Source organism: Bacteroides salyersiae (assembly GCF_031172035.1).
Classification (GTDB): domain Bacteria; phylum Bacteroidota; class Bacteroidia; order Bacteroidales; family Bacteroidaceae; genus Bacteroides; species Bacteroides salyersiae.
Genome location: NZ_CP133452.1, coordinates 2860392 through 2876745 on the forward strand (window position 1 = coordinate 2860392; position 16354 = coordinate 2876745).

The 16354-nt window shown below is 37.9% G+C and carries 14 protein-coding genes and 1 pseudogene; 8 read left to right on the forward strand and 7 right to left on the reverse strand.

Annotated features, from left to right (window positions below):
• Position 1: 1 nt before the first annotated feature.
• The 4 genes and pseudogenes from RB604_RS10390 to rhuM all read left to right on the forward strand — a co-directional run.
• Complete coding sequence (locus RB604_RS10390; protein ID WP_007478353.1) at positions 2–3307, forward strand: YobI family P-loop NTPase; 3306 nt, start codon at positions 2–4, stop codon at positions 3305–3307.
• A gap of 34 nt (positions 3308–3341) precedes the next feature.
• A complete protein-coding gene (locus RB604_RS10395) occupies positions 3342–4862 on the forward strand; it encodes an ATP-binding protein (protein ID WP_007478352.1) in 1521 nt (506 codons plus the stop codon).
• A gap of 15 nt (positions 4863–4877) precedes the next feature.
• Positions 4878–5387 (forward strand): very short patch repair endonuclease, encoded by a 510-nt coding sequence (locus tag RB604_RS10400; RefSeq protein ID WP_007478350.1) that lies wholly within the window; start codon positions 4878–4880, stop codon positions 5385–5387.
• Positions 5388–5432: 45 nt separating this feature from the next.
• Positions 5433–5732: pseudogene (gene rhuM / locus RB604_RS10405) on the forward strand (RhuM family protein); the annotation flags it as partial.
• A 1237-nt stretch (positions 5733–6969) separates the two neighbouring features.
• Here rhuM and RB604_RS10410 read toward each other — a convergent pair.
• The 5 genes from RB604_RS10410 to RB604_RS10430 all read right to left on the reverse strand — a co-directional run bounded on the left by RB604_RS10410 (position 6970) and on the right by RB604_RS10430 (position 11627).
• A complete protein-coding gene (locus RB604_RS10410; protein ID WP_005854350.1) occupies positions 6970–8043 on the reverse strand; it encodes an AAA family ATPase in 1074 nt (357 codons plus the stop codon).
• Positions 8044–8045: 2 nt separating this feature from the next.
• The gene (locus RB604_RS10415; protein ID WP_007478346.1) at positions 8046–8423 is read right to left on the reverse strand and encodes a helix-turn-helix domain-containing protein; all 378 of its coding nucleotides are present in this window, start codon (positions 8421–8423) and stop codon (positions 8046–8048) included.
• 101 nt (positions 8424–8524) lie between these two features.
• Complete coding sequence (locus RB604_RS10420) at positions 8525–9346, reverse strand: hypothetical protein (RefSeq protein WP_005854352.1); 822 nt, start codon at positions 9344–9346, stop codon at positions 8525–8527.
• Positions 9347–9520: 174 nt separating this feature from the next.
• Complete coding sequence (locus tag RB604_RS10425) at positions 9521–10633, reverse strand: tyrosine-type recombinase/integrase (protein WP_005854353.1); 1113 nt, start codon at positions 10631–10633, stop codon at positions 9521–9523.
• A 115-nt stretch (positions 10634–10748) separates the two neighbouring features.
• The gene (locus RB604_RS10430) at positions 10749–11627 is read right to left on the reverse strand and encodes a helix-turn-helix domain-containing protein (protein WP_007478339.1); all 879 of its coding nucleotides are present in this window, start codon (positions 11625–11627) and stop codon (positions 10749–10751) included.
• Positions 11628–12430: 803 nt separating this feature from the next.
• Here RB604_RS10430 and RB604_RS10435 point away from each other — a divergent pair.
• From RB604_RS10435 to RB604_RS10450, 4 genes are all read left to right on the forward strand, one after another.
• Positions 12431–12637 (forward strand): helix-turn-helix transcriptional regulator, encoded by a 207-nt coding sequence (locus RB604_RS10435; RefSeq protein ID WP_025073813.1) that lies wholly within the window; start codon positions 12431–12433, stop codon positions 12635–12637.
• Positions 12634–12972, forward strand: a complete 339-nt coding sequence (locus tag RB604_RS10440; RefSeq protein WP_032595614.1) for a HipA N-terminal domain-containing protein — start codon at positions 12634–12636, stop codon at positions 12970–12972. Before RB604_RS10435 ends, RB604_RS10440 begins: the two co-directional genes overlap by 4 nt.
• Positions 12965–13915 carry a HipA domain-containing protein gene (locus RB604_RS10445; protein ID WP_195380716.1) on the forward strand — a complete coding sequence of 317 codons (951 nt, stop codon included), beginning with the start codon at positions 12965–12967 and terminating at the stop codon, positions 13913–13915. Before RB604_RS10440 ends, RB604_RS10445 begins: the two co-directional genes overlap by 8 nt.
• A gap of 76 nt (positions 13916–13991) precedes the next feature.
• Positions 13992–14276, forward strand: coding sequence for a hypothetical protein (locus tag RB604_RS10450; RefSeq protein ID WP_121736961.1), 285 nt, complete (start codon positions 13992–13994; stop codon positions 14274–14276).
• Between the two features lie 154 nt (positions 14277–14430).
• Here the strand turns inward: RB604_RS10450 and RB604_RS10455 are convergent, their stop codons facing one another.
• Together RB604_RS10455 and RB604_RS10460 are read right to left on the reverse strand one after the other, a co-directional pair.
• A complete protein-coding gene (locus RB604_RS10455; protein ID WP_121736962.1) occupies positions 14431–15051 on the reverse strand; it encodes an SLATT domain-containing protein in 621 nt (206 codons plus the stop codon).
• Positions 15052–15060: 9 nt separating this feature from the next.
• Positions 15061–16353: a nucleotide-binding domain-containing protein gene (locus tag RB604_RS10460; RefSeq protein ID WP_032595617.1), complete on the reverse strand. Its 1293-nt coding sequence runs from the start codon at positions 16351–16353 to the stop codon at positions 15061–15063.
• Position 16354: the final 1 nt, after the last annotated feature.

Below are 16354 nucleotides of genomic sequence, written 5' to 3' on the forward strand. Positions count from 1 at the left end.
TATGGCAATTGATACACTACTTCCTAAGAAAATAGATAAATCAGAAGCGTCATATAAATCAGTTACTGAATTAAATGAAGCTTTGTCTATAGCGGAAAAAGAGCATATAAAAAACATAGCTCTAACGGGTCCTTTTGGCTCCGGAAAAAGCTCCGTGCTCATTACTCTCATGGAAGATTTTGCCAATGAACATAAGTTTCTGCCTATATCATTGGCAACTCTGCAAGCTAATGAGGAACAAATAGCTTCTGATGAAAAACAGGATACATCAGCCGAATTAACAGATGCAGAAAAAGAAAAGCGCATAGAAAATCTTAACCGCAAAATCGAATATAGTATTCTACAACAAATCATTTATAGAGAAGAAACACGAACTGTACCAAATTCTCGTTTTAGAAAAATTGTACATTTGTCGGATCGTGAACTGATAAGATATCCGCTTTGTTGTGTATTGACATTAGTCTGTTTTCTCATCTTATTTGAGCCGAATTTCGCAAGAGTGGACTCAATCTATGATTTTTTCAGTTGGGGTAGCATATGGAATACAATTTTTGATTTAGCCGCTTCTGCTTGGCTTTTGTTTGTATTATATGTGATTGCCCGTTATGTGTTCAAATCATATAGCAATTCAAAACTGAATAAGTTAAATTTGAAAGAGGGCGAAATTGAAGTTATAGAAGATAATTCTATATTTAACAAACATCTTGACGAAATTCTGTATTTTTTCCAAGTAACGGATTATAATGTCGTAATTATTGAAGATTTGGACAGATTCGGGACACCGAGTATATTCTTGAAACTGCGAGAGCTTAATCAGCTTATCAATGAATCCAAGATAGTTGGCCGACATATCACTTTTATCTATGCTATTAAAGATGACATTTTTAAAGATGAAGAAAGAACCAAGTTCTTTGACTTTATTACAACGGTAATACCTGTAATCAATCCTTCGAACTCAAAGGACAAGCTCAAATCTGCACTTGAGGTAAAAGGATGCGGAAACGATGGTATTAGTGATGAAGATTTGTCTGAAATGGCATTTTTCATTCAGGATATGCGTATTCTGACCAACATTGTAAATGAATACAAACAATATCGTGATAAATTGTGTGAGGAAAGTGATTTTCAGCTTAATAAGACTAAACTATTGGGAATGATAGTTTATAAAAACTATTATCCTCAGGACTTTGCTTTGTTGCATCGAAGAGAGGGAAAGATTTATAAGTGTATCAGCAGTAAATCTAATTTTACTCCCATTGCTTTAAAAGCTATTGAGGAATCTGAAAATGCCCTAGCTAAAAAAGAACAAATCTTCAAACAAGATGCAAATTTAAGTAAAATTGATTTGAGGCGGCTATTTTTATTCCATCTCAGACAGAAATATATTTTAGATATGGTGTCAATACATCTAAATGGTAATTTCTATGACTTAGAACAAATAGCTGTTGATGAATTGTTATTTTCGAAGCTGTTGGAAATACAAAATATTACATATCGATATGAGCAAGGATATTCTTGGACTAAATCTGCAAAGATTGATTTTGTGAGAATAGATAAGGAAATTGATTATTCCGCACGTATACAACTGTTAGAGAATGGCTCTGCTTATTTTTCAAAGGAATACAGACGTATCCAGCAGGAAAAAATTAAAGCGAAATCTTTGAGATTAAAGGAGCTAATAAAGAAATACAAATTAGGAGAAACAAATGAATATAAGAGCCTCGGACTAACTCCGATGATGAATGTGTTTGTCCGCAGAGGCTACCTTGACGAAGATTACTACGACTATATATCATATTTCTATGAAGGTATGGTTTCACAAGCTGATAGGGAACTTTTGTTATCAATGAAAATTGAAGAAAGGCAACCTTATGAATACCATATAGACAAGATTGAGAATTTTGTCAAGGAATTAAAGGATTATATGTTTGAGAGTGATGCCATTCTCAATATTGATTTACTGGATTATCTTGCCTCGCATAATGTCCAAAGTGATAAATTTGAACATGTTATGATGCGATTGGAGCGAGATAAAGCCCCGTTACAATTCTTGTCCCAGTATTATTCTGAAGGCAAGCAACCAAGTGTGGTTTTTAAGCACTATATTGAATACGCAGATTCATGGAATAACATAGTAAGTTGGAATAATTCGGCAGAAAGGGACAATCTCATTGAGGCATATCTAAAGTTCTGTCCAAGTTGGGGACATATACAACAAAAATGGCTTAATGATAACTATAATTTTTTGGTTGAACATAGTGAAGGGATCACGTTGGATAAATCTCTGATTTTGGTAAAGGCGAGCCGATTTGTCAGTTTATGCAATGGTTCTGAGGATTTGCTTGATTGTGTTATCGAGAATGATTGTTACGAAATTAATCTTGAGAATCTATGTATTATAGCGATGAGGCTTCATTCCGAAGACAAAACTTTATCTGTCGAAAATCTTAATTATACTCGTATAAAGGAGACAAACAATGATTCTTTCATTGACTATATTGAGGACAATATATCTTCTACAATTCAATGCCTAAAGGATAGATACCAAGATGAAAGCTCAGAATCTTTGCTGTTTCTCTTGAACAATGCGGATATAGATGCAGAGGTTAAAACCAAATATTTAACAGGTCAACATAATCATATTGATGATTTTGCGAAAATAGATAATGAGGAGATGTATGCTGTTGCTGTAAAATCCAGGATATTGTTGCCAACTTGGAATAATGTGTCATTCTATTATGAGCACAAAGAGGGAATGAGTGATGAGCTGATGTCATTTATTAATTACTATGTGACAGAGTTGTCTGGTGAAATATGTTCGAATGATTTAAGTAATAAAAATGATCTATATGTATCTTTGTTTGGCAGCAAAATGTTGAATATAGATAATTATAGAAAGCTGTTAAAATCATTCACCGGACATTTCTTGGATATTGACAAGTTAAAGAATGTAGGGCAAGACAGACTGATGATTCTTGCAGAGAATGGACGGATTTTATTCAATGCAGATACACTCTCATCACTTCTTATAAATATCTCCAAAAATGAATCCTTAAAGTTGGAATTGGTTGTATATGGGATTTCTGCTGGGCTCAATGACTATAGTGTAATAACACATTTACTGACTTCTGTTGGAGGTGATTATATCGAAGTGTGCAATCAGGATAAGAGAGCCAAATTGTCAGACAATGCCTTGAATAGGCAATTATTAGAAGCGCTGAAGAAATCAGAATATATATCGTCATATCAAAATGACAAAAAGGATATAGGTAAACTGATAGTTTATCATAAAACAAAAAAGAATTAACCATTGGACCTTTTAAATTATAGGTAAATTTGATATGGATACTAATATATATACATTGATAGGCGAAGCTACGGCTTTTGATAAAAAGCAAATGCTCGAAGTCAGACATCCAAAAAGTTGGCTTAAAAGTGTATCTGCTTTTGCAAATGGCGAAGGCGGAACTTTGATTTTTGGCATTCGTGATGATGACCAAATAGTTGGACTTGCTGATGCTAAAGGCGATGCTGAGAAAATCAGTGAGGAGATAAAGAGTAAACTTGATCCAATACCTGTTGTCAATCTCGATCTCAAGGAGGTGGAAGGAAAGAACCTTGTATTATTGCATGTATATCCCGGACAGGAAACTCCATATTACTATATTGGAGACAAACAGCGATTGGCATTTGTAAGGGTTGGGAACGAATCCGTTGTGGCAAATCGCATTCAATTGAAGACTCTTGTTTTAAAAGGTGCAGGACGCACATACGACAGTCTTCCATCCAATAAAAGTTTTAAGGACATGGCATTTTCAAAGCTCAGGTCAGTCCATTATAAACGTCTGCAGCGTTCATTTGAAGACAGCGAGTTTGTGTCTTGGGGTATTGTAGACGAAGATGGTAAACTTACAAATGCCGGTGCTTTGTTGGCAGATGAATCTCCTGTCAGGCAGTCACGTATATTCTGTACACGCTGGAATGGTTTGGATATGACAAGTGGCTTGGGCGAAGCGATAGATGATGTTGAATTGGAGGGTTGCGTAATAGGTCAGTTACAGGATGCTGTGTCTTTCGTCAGAAACAATTCCCATAAGAAATGGTGGAAGGAAGACGATTATCGTGAAGAACTGCCAGATTATCCGGAACGTGCTGTGACGGAAGCGATAGCAAATGCGATTATTCATCGTGACTATATGCAAATGGGTAGTGAAATACACATTGATATGTATGATGACCGTTTGGAAATCTATTCTCCGGGCGGTATGTTGGATGGCAAATTCATTCAGCAGCTAAACCCATTTACGGTGCCATCCAAAAGAAGAAATCCGCTGTTGGCAGATTTTTTCAACCGGTTGGGACTTATGGAGAGACGCGGTAGTGGAATGAAGAAGATAATGGATGCGTATAAGCAATACCAACATTTGGCTAAATGTCATATTCCTGAATTTACCTCAGATGCTTCAGAGTTTCATGTGACTCTTTGGAACTTGAATTATGATGGTAATAATACCACTGCTGACAATACATCTCAAAAGAAGGGGCGCGTAAAAGAGCCTGTTGAGTTCACAAAAGAGTTCATAAAAGAGCCTGTTGAGTTCACAAAAGAGTTCATAAAAGAACCTGTTGAGTTCACAAAAGAGTTCATAAAAGCAAGTCGTCAGATATATAAGCTGATATCTACGAACCCTAAAGTCAGTACTGTTCAAATGGCAGTATCAATGGGACTATCAACACGTCAGGTTCAGAAATATATAAAACGTCTACAAGACTTGCACAAAATTGCCCGTGTAGGAGGACGCAAGACTGGAGAGTGGAAGATAATTGACGAAGAGTACGAAGGATTCTTTGATAGAATATAATGGTTTCATTTAAAGATGGACAAACTGACCAAGGAACAGCGTCATCGTTGCATGTCTGCAATAAAGGGCAAAAATACAAAGCCGGAATTATTGGTGAGAAAGTTCTTGTTCAGCCGTGGCTTTCGGTATAGGTTGAATCACCCACGGCTTCCAGGACATCCCGATTTGGTTTTACGCAAATACAGAACTGTTATTTTCGTAAATGGCTGCTTTTGGCATGGTCACGAAGGATGCAAATATTATGTTCTTCCGAAAACAAATGTCGACTTTTGGCAGAATAAAATTGAGCGCAATAGGAGTAGAGATATAGAGGAACGGCAACAGCTAACTTCGATGGGGTGGCATTGTATTACCATTTGGGAATGTCAGTTGAAACCGAAAGTCCGCCAACAGACTTTAGAGGCTTTAGAATACACGCTTTACCATATCTATCTTGAGGATAGAAGAATCAAATCATATGAGACAACTGAAGAAGAATATAGTATGGTGGCAGAACCCGTTGAAAATTATGGCAAATCGGAATGAATATCGTGAAAATGATAATTTAAAATATGGCAAAAAACATAGAAATTGCGAGAAAAAGAATTGGAAGAAATGGGCAGGATAGTCAATGCGTCCCTTGATATGGCAGAAAGTATGGCTATGCGTCATATACCTATGACAATGGAAGATTGGGCAAAGCGAATAGATAAGTTCATTAATTTATTTGGGAGCCCGTTATTACAAGATAACGGACAGGTTTCTGCTGAATATGCCAAGAAGTTTGCTGAATCAGAGTTTGAAAAGTACAGGATCATTCAAGATCGTCTTTTCCAATCTGGCTTTGATAGATTTGAAGATCATAGTCTTCCTGCATTGGATATTGAATAATTATAATGTTATTTTGAGGTTGGCAAAATCGCCTTTGGAATATGGCAGATTCATGTCGTTAAATTGGCAAGCATTTGAACAATAGTTCTGTGTTCATCATATAGTATCTGCATTTATGGTGGCCGACGTTACTCCAGGATACCACTTAAAGGCAAGAAAAGAGTTCACATAAGAGTTCATAAAAGAACCAGTAGGGTTCATAAAAGAGTTCGTAAAAGCACTACTGAAATACGCTTGTCTGTGGTAATTGTCAAACAGAGGCTACAAAGGTATTACAAGCCCATCCAAAACATGATTGCGTGGAGAGTTAAGGTATTCTATAATCGCAATAAAGCCATATCCTGCTTGTTTGGGATTGGCAACTTCTCACGAGCGATTTATCGCTTGGGGTATTGAGTTTCCCTAACTCAATAGAGGTTGTATAATGGGCAAGCCCAAGGAGAAATTAAGTGTGCAAATTTCGTTTTTGTAGAGAAAGGCATACTGAGGGCTGGCGAAAAGAAAAAAGGCTCAAATAACGCCTTTTTCTCACCAATCAGCTTGCTGAGAGATTTGGCACTCTCAAACGACCTATTGGTCGCTTGGGGTATTAGGCTCCCCATACAAGATAAAGTCTGTACAGCGGGCAAGCCCGTGGCTTAAAAAGGATATGTTTTAGAGTAAGATATTAAATGTTAATGGCTTTAATCGACAGCTAAAGCTTATTTTTAACTGATATTTATTCTATAACGGGCTTGTTATATGGCAAACTAAGTGTTTTTTTAACATTCACTCCCACAGTAGTGCCGATTCTGTACTTCTATATGGTATCTGAACATTCTGCCAACTGAGAAAGTGTGTATAGAATTGAAAATAGGTTTGATATTTTGAATGCTTCTTTGTCGATGCTCTAATATGGATTATTCCAGCAAAGATGCCGGAATATAATGGGTGTTCACGTTGTAGAACAGTCAAATAGAAGTTTCTTCAATTACTATGTGCCATTTAATATGCCAATATGAAGATTGCTATATTGTCATTGATTCTATTGTATAGACATCAATATCCACAAATGACAGAATAGATGCAATTATTCCAAATGAATTGCCACAGTCAATCCGAACATAAATATCCACAAGAGCATTGGCAAGTAAAATGGCAACGACCGATTTCGTGATTTATCATGAAAACAGTCGTTGCATCTTGCACTTTAATTTATGCCCGAATACACGCTTTTAGAATAAAGTCAAGTGGAGAGTCAATAGTGGTAATCCGGCATGAACCGATAAATGCCACGGCTTTCCTGAACCACCATCCGTTTGTTCGTGAGAAACTTAATTATCTCCACAATCTTGTTGTGATTAAATTTCGTTCCTGCCAGTTCGTAGGCAGTGGTCAGTTCTTCTTCCAAAGCCTTATATCCCGAAATCGTCTCTTTTCCGTCAAAAGCCAATTCGAGAGCCTTGCGATGGATGGCTTCGTGGATATCCCTATAAGGGGAGAACGATTCCTGCTTGGGACGACCTGCGCTCTTCTTTGTCGGCACATAGTCTGACAGAAGTTCGGGAAGTGATTGGGCATTGATGCAGAAGGCGAATGGCAGGAAGTCCTTTGAACGGGTATGCACACTTTCCACTTTGCTGATGTTGCTGTCGTCTTTGTCTTTATCGATTTGAATGATCGTTTCCGCTTTGTTGTTGATTTCCGTGCCAATGTGCCCTCGTGCATTTTCATCACTTTTGTTCTGATGAAGAATGGTGTGAAGATGAATCTGGTATTCGTCAGTCCATTGCATAAGTTTTGATATTACGCACGTGGCTTCGCTCGGAGAATTAATGTCATAAACCAAGTCACGGATTCCGTCAATCACCACGAAACCGAGACCCTCAATCTGACTGATTGCATCATCTATGATAGCCAAACGCTCCTTGGGGTTGAACTTGCGTAGAGAGAGAAAATAGAAACGGTCGCAATCCTCATTGGTCGGCAACTCCGCCAGTTTCATGATACGATGCATTACAATCATGCAGTGGTTTTGACTCTGTTCGGTGTCAATATAAAGGATGCGGTTCTTTCTATCGGGAAAATCTGTTGTGTAGTTAAGAACTTCCTTTCCGGACAAAGCAGCTGCCACCATTGCCGACACATTAAAAGTCTTTTTACTTTTTGCCTTGCCAATGGATGCACTGAAATTTCCCAATGTTCCGATAGCCACTCCGCCTATTTTCAGAACTTCCGGCTCTTGTTCGTACACCTTTTCCAAACTGAGCATGGTATCTTGCCATTTTGTGGCGACCTGAGTAAGATCTTGATTGGGTGCTATCGTTTCCATACTCACCAGTTTTTAGGATTGGCTTTGCGACGTGTAGCTGCAAGCATTCGGGCGTGTTCTTCCTCTATGCTTATAGGTGTGTCTCCTTTTCTCCCGCTTTCCAACCATTTGTCCAATTCATCACGATAGACAAACAAGTGTTTTCCTTGTTTGATGATTGGAATACCACCATGCTTGGCTTTGTAATAAAAGGATGATTTCGAGATACCTAAATATTCGCAGACTTCATCAACGGTCATTGGAACATGGGTATCCTTTTTTACCTCGTTATGCTGCTGATGAAGTTTTTCTGTCAGCAGATTTTCCATACTTGAGATTCTCTCGCAGAGTTCGCCTACCACTTCCGGTAGGTCATTGAAGGTTAATTTGTTTTTTTGCATGATATAACATTGTTTTTGTTAAACATGCTGCAAACCAATACAATGATGTAATGCTGACAAACCTCAGAAAGCAATAATATTTCGGTCTGCGTTGAATAACCCTAATTGGTTGAATCTAAGTCCGATTCAGAGTCGTTCTTCATACATTTGAAGTGATAATCTCCGGTTTTAGGAATATCAAGTGCTATTTTGCAAACTCCGCATGTCCGGAGATTTTTAGACAGATATTTAATCGAAGCATCTTTTAGTTCATGTGGAAATATAGTATGTATGAATGTAGCTCTGTCTATAAGAGAAATACTCAATCTCTCTCCGATATTCCACACGAAATGCATCAGGTCGATAGAACGGAGTAGATTATCCAATACTGAACGGATTGGCTTATATAAATCAGGTCGTCCGTGCGCGAAATACTCTATATTTTCATGCAGAATTTCAAGATTTTCTTTTGAGAGAAATTCAGTCATTACAAATGTGGTATATTCATGAATGACACGCTTAATGTCTGCCTGCCTTTCGGCTTTTTTACGTTCAATCTCAGCCACACGTACTTCATAATTATCCATATAATCTTGTTTTACAACACTTTCTGCAACTAAATTTACCGGATTTATGTCCTTGGCGTTTGGACACTCTGGTTCAATCTCCTTAATTTGTTCAGTTAGTTCAACAGGAAGAGGTTTTACTTGCTTGCCAAAAGACAAACTCAATTCATTCTTTGTAATGAATCGGAAGAAGAAATGCTTAAGTACTCCACAGGCGAGTATCATTGCCGTAATATATAGAATAACTGGAGTGGAATATTCCATCAGGTTGATATGGCAATTGAGATATAAATAGGAGTCTGTTGCCCAGTAAAGAATGACACTTGCTGAAAGTATGAAACTGGTTCTTTGAGGAGAGATTTTAATACTATTCGTCATAAACTGATACTATTTGAGTTTTACAATAAGACAAATGTATATGCAGATTTCCAAATAGTTGCAGTTTGCGATGGATAATCGTTTAGAATTTAAGAAAAAATATGCTCAGAATATGATTTGATGCAAAATATCATACTCTGAGCGATAAAGACGGGATTATTTGGACTTTAATTCTTACTTGCGGATTAAAGAGATTCTGTTGCTGGCTTCACGCTTGTTGCTGTCCACAACTTTCATGTACCGTTGTGTCGTGGTAATACTTTTATGTGCCATGTTACTTTGAATGGTACGTATGTCTGTGCCGGCTGCTCCTTGAAGTGTTGCGTATGTTCTTCGGTAGGAGTGGAAAGTGATATTCTTGGTAATACCGGCTTCGCGAATCCACTCTTTCATGGGTTGCTGTGTCCAACTTCGTTTCAATCCTTTAAATACTAATCCGGTTTTTTCCGGAGAATAGCCGATTAATTGCAGGGCTTCGTCACTGATTGGAATGATGTCCTCTGTTTTGGTCTTTTGGGTAATTGTATGGACACATTTTCCTCCAGCTGCAAAGTCAATGATTTCATGCCATTGCAACGATAGTATGTCGCTGATTCTAAGACTGGTCAGACATGAGAACAATGCCGCTGTTTTCAGAATTGGCTTTTTGCAAGGTGTTTCTGCCAATTTGTATAATTCTTCCACACTTAGATAATCTTTTGGAGTATCTTCTGTTTCGATTTTATCCAAAAAGTCATTGATATTGGTTTTGATTAGCCGATTGCGATAAAGGATTTTCAAAAGTCCCCTGAATGTTGACCAATAGCCGGAAGCAGAGTTCTTTGAAATGTGACCGTCACGCCTGAGTTGCTTGGCATTTAGCAGATACTCACGAAACTTATTACAAAGGTCAATATCAATTTCTTCAAAAGTACATTTGCCATGAACGAAGTTGTAGAAATGGTGGTATACAAATTCCCACTTTTGGTCATGCTTACGAAGTTGCCTGCGGTAGTATTCCAGAAAATCCGCTTTGAGTTTGTGCCTGTCAAAGAAATCATACCTGTCATTTACGATAGATTCAAAGCGTCTGCATCGGATGGCTTCTGCCTTTTCCGACATAGTGGCATTGAAGTTACGTTCACGCTCATTCTTGGGATTGGCATAAATATAAATGTTCAATCCTTCGTGGCGGATGGTCTTCATTGTTTCCTGGTCACGATAGCCTGGATAATAATCCAGATAGTAAGAAAGCATCCCGTTTTTCAAAGGACGTGTTCTCAATGTTACTGTTTTACATTCTAACATGGTTACAATTATTATTAGTTTATACTTGATTTGCTGCAAATGTCCGTAATGACTTGACGCAGACAATGCTCATTTTTAGAATCATTTTCTGGTCTGCCTAAATTCAGACTTAGGCTTATTTTCTGACGCCCATTACATGATCAAATTCCACTTTCAGGAACCTGACGAAACGCCCTTTCTTCTCACGTTTGATTTCGTGGAACTGCAGAATGCCATAGACAGAATCCCGTGTGAGATTGTATCTCTTCATGGCTTCTTGCACGGTATAGTATTCCGAAGCATTATCTTCGGCAGTCTGCTTGGATAGGTCAAAATGTAGCTTCGAGTAGAATATCTGACCGTGTTCTTTCTTAGACGGGATGTTGTTGCGATAGACATGGGAGCGGATGGCAACCCGACTCATCCCATACTTTTGTTCTATCTCTTCGGGAGTGTACCATTCAGTCAGATCATTATCTGTCTTGTATTTGGCAAAAGCAGCATCAATGTGCTTTTTGCTGTAATAGTTGAACTGGCGGATACGGATTTTGGGGATATTGTTCTCTCTTGTATATGCCCAAATCCATTTTTGCGATACTTTGTACTTTTCGGAAATTTGCTCGGCAGTGTAGTACTCAGTTATATCAAGATCATCTTTTACTCTTCTTCGTTCATAGGGGCGGGTTTTGAGCATCAGTTCAATATCGGCTCTGCGAATGATTGACATCCTTGCACTGATTCTTGAAGCTCTCAACTTATCCTCTTTGACGAGTTTGTAAATGTATTGGCGAGAAACGCCCATCAACTGTGCGGCTTGTGCAAAAGTAAAGTAGTCTTGATGGTCAAGTTTACTTTTGACTTCTATCAAATCCTGTAACTCACGAAGTTCGAGTCTTCGTTCTCTCATACGATGTTTGTAGCCTTGACTGGCACATTGGTGGCTACAATAATTAGTGGTAGTTTTCTTCGCAATGAATGGCTTACCACACCATTGGCAAATTCTTTTTACTTCCATGTTGTTTTCTCCATATTTTTAGTGAAACCATATAGTTTTAATTTCGCTTTTTGTCTACCTATGTAAACCATTGTCAACACATGTTGTTGACTACCTCAGTGTGACATCGGGGACAAACCCCAATTTGTTTCGCGGTAGAAATACGGTAGAAAAATATGGTGAACAACACTATCCAATCGCTATGAACTGGATTTTGGGTAAATAAAAAAAGTCGCTGAAATTCAGCGACTTCATTATAGTTGGTTCTAATTCGTTGCGGTTAATTGCGATATATCATTTGCCGATGCAGCATATTTACATCACTAATTATCAGTGACCATTCATTTTAATCGGTACAACCTCTGTTTTTACAAGTACACAGAATGTGGGGACAAATGCAAATCGTTGTATTTCACCGCTTTGCATATACGTGTTGTACCGCCTTCTTTTAGCCATTTTGTGGAATGTTGGCTATCAGATTCAACATGTTGAATGATAGGATATTTCCGCATGGATGTTACAGAACGCTTGCTGAATACAAAGGTAGTGGTTTTCTTGGAATTTCTGTGGTTTGCAGTGGAATTTTTATTAGTCCAGTGCAATGAAATATTTGATTCGTTGGAAAAAGTGTAGCGAAACTGGATTATTCGCTTGAAAAAGTGTAGAGCAGTGCTTGTGTACTTTAATTTGTGGTTTTGAATCTTACTATATTATACCTTATCTGATATAATAATGCTGATAATAAAATAAATTATACCCTTTGTGGTATAATGTGAGATATTTATATTAACTTTGTACCCGAAAAGGTATAAAGTAGGATGCTTATGAATAATCTCTCTACTACGGTCAAGATGTTGCGAAAGCAGTATAACCTGACGCAAGAAGAACTTTCGTTGAAGTCGGGGGTAGGATTGCGCTTTGTGCGAGACCTCGAACAGGGAAAGGAAACGCTGCGTCTTGATAAGGTGAATCAGCTTCTTGACTTCTTCAATTATGAAATGGTTGCAACTTCTAAAACTGATAATCAATGAGGCAAGCTCATATATTTTACAAAGACCAATTGGCGGGGATTCTGACTGAAAACGATGCAGGATATGAGTTCCGTTATTTGCCGGAATATCTCTCTTCGGAAACGGCAAAGGCTGTCAGTCTGACATTGCCTTTACAAGAAGAAACATATACAAGTTCTGTGCTGTTTCCGTTCTTCGACGGTTTGATACCTGAAGGATGGCTGCTGGATGTTGCATTGCGGAATACAGACATCAGTATTCTTGACCGGATGTCGTTGTTGCTGACATGCTGTAAGGATTGTATCGGAGCAGTAAGCATTATTCCAATGGAAGAAAAGGAGGTGAACCATGTGTAATTGTCTGTATTGTTATCGTCCGCTACTAAAGGGAGAAAAGGATATGCACACGGCTTGCATAAAGAAGTTCTTCGGAACAACAACATTGCCTGTTCTTGATTATACGACGGAGCAATTAGACCAGCTTGCTTTGCAGATTATTCAAGACCAAACTTCCTTGACTGGCGTTCAGCCGAAGCTATCCTTGCATTTGAATGAGCATGAGGGCAGCAAACGATTGACCATTGTCGGGCTTTGGGGTGGTTATATCTGTAAACCTCAGGCCTCGCAATATGAAATGATGCCGGAGGTCGAGGATTTAACCATGCACCTTGCAGAGGTGGCACGTATCGAGGTCGTTCCTCACACGCTGATGCGGATGGCAGATGATACTCTATGCTATCTTACTCGTCGGATTGACAGGACTCCTGCCGGAGGGAAGATTGCGATGGAAGATATGTGCCAATTGACGGAAAGGCAAACGGAGCATAAATACAAGAGCAGTTATGAGCGTATCGGGAAGGCGGTTTTGAAATATTCGTCTATGCCTAAAATGGATGTTACCAATTTTTTAGAGTTGGTGCTTTTTTCTTGGCTGACAGGAAATAACGATATGCACTTGAAAAACTTTTCATTGTATGAGACTGCGGATAAGATACGTTTAACCCCTGCTTACGATTTGCTAAATGCGGCTATCATCAATCCAAAGGATGATGAAGAACTGGCATTGACCTTGAACGGGCGTAAGAAAAAGCTTCAAAGAGAGGATTTTATCAAATCGGCAGCTACTTTGGGTATAGAGAATGTGATTGTAGAACGACTGATAAACAAGTATATCAAACTATTGCCCAGGTTCGAGACTGTTATTCAAAACTCTTTCCTAAATGCTGATTTGAAAGAAAAGTATAGCGAATTGTTGAGAGGGCGAATAGCGAGGCTTTACACAAATGCTACAAAACGATAAATATACAATATTATGGATACATTAGGTCTTTCAAAAGTAACATCATTGTTCATCCTAACTTTAATAGAAAGAGACGATGGACAAAAGAAACAAATTTTGGAGACGCCAACAAATGGCACGTATATTTAAGGCTCGCATGATTCTTTATGCTGCTTACGGGCATTGTATCATCCGTGAGGATGGAAGTCATTATGAACATCCTCATTGGTTTGAGTTGGCCAAAGAGAAATGTGCACAAGTTTACAAGACTACCGGGACACCGTGTAGTTGTTGGATGTGCAGAGGTATGGAATATGACCGTAAGGAGTACAAAAAAGAAACTCTACAGATTATTAGGGAATCAATGGAGTACAAAAAATAGATAACAGAATCTATGTATTATTGCACAGTTCAGCCATCTATTTTTACGGTGATATATTAACACTTCAATCATTTGGCACAAGATTTTTGTATGGTTTCATTTGAAGATATTCTTATTAGCTACCGATTGCTGAACAGCTGTAATGTAGCCATTTTTATTGTAGATAAAAGATTTTGCAGAAGAATTCGTTTAATACTGGAATTTTTACACAGTAATACACAAATATTGACAGCAACAATATATATATCACTATATGTGCGGTCATTGGTATTTTGTCTTTCCACCAATGGAAATGTAGTTGCTCGTCCATCCAGCTCATATCCTTTTCGCAAAACATCTTATAATGTGCGAGCCAATTGGCGAACACAATTTGGTCTGGTTGTGAACTAGCATTAAATTCATCCTCTATCGCTGTATAACGAGTTTCTATTGTGGAAAAGTCCGCACTATCAGACATTCTTTTTACTTCAAAATAGAGGTTTTTCAACTTGTTGAGTTGATCAGTATTGGCAATGCCTCTATTGCTATAACTATCAATATTAGGAGTAAAGCGTTCGATATAGACACTTGCAATACCAAGAATCAGTATGAATACCGATACATATTTTTCAGCAAAGGGAGGGTAGACCAATCCCAGAATACCTACAATGATTGATAAAAAACTAACGTATCCTGGTATTTTCTTGACGATATCGTAAGTGGCAAAATTTATATTGGCACCATAGGCAACATTATAACCCTTTTGGGCAATTTTTATGAGTAACTCACTGTTCATACGTATGTATTATTGTATTGGTACTTCAATTCTATCTCGGGCAACGACAATACCATTTTTTATTATATACGCTTCCATATAGTGTGGACCAAAGAAATCTGCACTCTCATGTCGCACATTATTTTTCCTATTTGAGTCTATTATTTCTCCTCTTAGGCAGTTTCTTTTTATGGCTTCTGTTCCTACATTCCTAGCTTTCCATTTTACTTCATATGGTAACGGAGCATCGGTCTTGATAGTGAAATCTAAGCTTCGGACTCTAGAAATTCGTTGGCCTTTTAATAATAGTTCACTCAGAAGGTGTTCCCTAAATCCATCGCGCATAATGATACAATCAAGTTTCAAATCGTATTTAACATCTATAGGGTATTTATCTTCAATGAACTCTTCATGATCAGAGGGATTATCAGAAGAAAACATTTTATTTTCAACTACACTTGATACTGATTTAGGAAATTGACGTCCAAAAATTTCACGCCATATATCATGACGTTTAGATTCGTCATTCTCTTTAATAGCTTCATTGGCTTTTTTATATGCAATTTTAGCTTTGGATCTAAATGGGTGTTTTACCTTCACATCTTGATCGCTTCCTAATGCTTGATAATGGGTATGCTTAGGCTCATCCTTTAGATACTCAAAAAAATCCCTACACATCTCTCCATATTGAGATTTGTTAGCGTTGTCATATTCAGAATGATTAGACAAAAAACGATGTGTTAGCGTATCTATTAGCAATCCACCCATACCTACACCAACATTGTTCTTCCATGCTCTAAGCATTTTACAGAGATGCCGATGCGCTTCTCCATGATTCTGCTTAAAGTTAATCATCTCATTTTGTTCTTGTCGAGGTTTCGTAATTTTGTATGTGCATGTCTTAGTGTCGGGATATTTATAGTTAATTTCTTCCCCATCTCTTTCTTCATAAACAGGTTGTACCTCGAACGTGAAATTACCGAAGAATACATCCACAACCAGCCGATCTACTTTGATTGTAGTTTGAGGATATCTATCTAGCAAAGCGTCTCTTGTCTTGCGTAGTAGTTCACTGGGAGTATCTTTGTATGTATCCCATGTTGATTTAGGCATAATATACAACATATCAAGGTCGGAAATACCTTTAATTCCGGTATATCGTCCATATGAACCAACCTGAAGACAGTTGGCAGTTTCAGAGTCCGTGTCTCTAAATGTTTTGTTCAATTTCTTGGTTATTTCTTTGTAGCGACCGCAGAAAATATCTGGATTGTCAACTTTGATATTATTGAGAAATTTATCGAACGCTTCGGTCTTCGTCATA